Source organism: Candidatus Aquarickettsia rohweri (genome assembly GCF_003953955.1).
Lineage (GTDB): Bacteria > Pseudomonadota > Alphaproteobacteria > Rickettsiales > Midichloriaceae > Aquirickettsia > Aquirickettsia rohweri.
The window spans coordinates 1-946 of record NZ_RXFM01000151.1 but is presented as its reverse complement, the minus strand read 5'-3'; the positions used below and the strand labels follow the sequence as shown (position 1 = coordinate 946).

Here is a 946-nt window from a genome sequence, read left to right as displayed (position 1 = left end):
CTCGTCCATTCTCCAACTACCATTGACTGGCTTCTTTCTTTTTCTGAATCTTCCTTCAAGTATTGGCATAAACTTTATTACCCACCTTTGTAAAGTAGCGTGATCAATGGCGAATCCTCTCAACCCGCCTATCTCCTCTATCTCTCTATAACTTAGAGAATATCTTCCTTTCATATACAATGATACCATTATTATTTCTGGACCATATTCATGATTCTTGAAATACTTCATTAATTTTGGGTCTACTTTCAGCATTATTAACATCTATCATTTCTTTCAGAATATCAAAGATTCTTATACTTTTCAACAGATGCGACAGAACCAAAGTATTTAATCTAATTGTTTATATACAGTTTGCTAATTTTAAATTTTTACTTAGTAACATTTATAGTTTTAAGATTAGCAAATTCTTTAAGACCAATTTCAGATAATTCTCTGCCAAATCCAGAATTTTTAACGCCTCCAAATGGCAATCTAGGATCAGATGACACCATTTTATTTAGATTGCAAGTTCCAAAATTCAAATCATTTAAACAAATATTTTCTCCTTTTTCTATATTTTCAGTAAATAATACTGCTGATAATCTATACTCGCTCATATTAGCATATTGGATAGCCTGTTGAGTATCATCAACATAAGTAATAGATAAATACTGGTCCAAATAATTCTTCCTTAAAAGCTACATTATTTTTGTCTACATCAGTGAGAATAGTAACAGGGTAATAGTAACCTTTGCCATCAGGTATACTATTTTTATATATACATTTGTAAACGCTAAAATATCCCCATCTTGACAAGTATTATCCGCCTTTCTTTGGGTTTCTTAAGTTTTTTGGGTTCTGTCGCATCTGTTGAAAAGTATAAGAATCTTTGATATTCTGAAAGAAATGATAGATGTTAATAATGCTGAAAGTAGACCCAAAATTAATGAAGTATTTCAAGAAT

General features: G+C 30.4%; 2 protein-coding genes and 1 pseudogene. All 3 read right to left on the bottom strand.

The features are described from left to right. A pseudogene (locus tag EIC27_RS06870) lies at nucleotides 1–264 on the bottom strand (IS6 family transposase); the annotation flags it as partial. Between the two features lie 107 nt (nucleotides 265–371). After that, nucleotides 372–662 carry an aldehyde dehydrogenase family protein gene (locus EIC27_RS06865; RefSeq protein ID WP_126045291.1) on the bottom strand — a complete coding sequence of 97 codons (291 nt, stop codon included), beginning with the start codon at nucleotides 660–662 and terminating at the stop codon, nucleotides 372–374. Beyond that, entirely contained in the window at nucleotides 631–798 is a 168-nt protein-coding gene (locus tag EIC27_RS06860; RefSeq protein ID WP_126045290.1) for an aldehyde dehydrogenase family protein, read from the bottom strand. Before EIC27_RS06860 ends, EIC27_RS06865 begins: the two co-directional genes overlap by 32 nt. Nucleotides 799–946 lie beyond the last annotated feature (148 nt).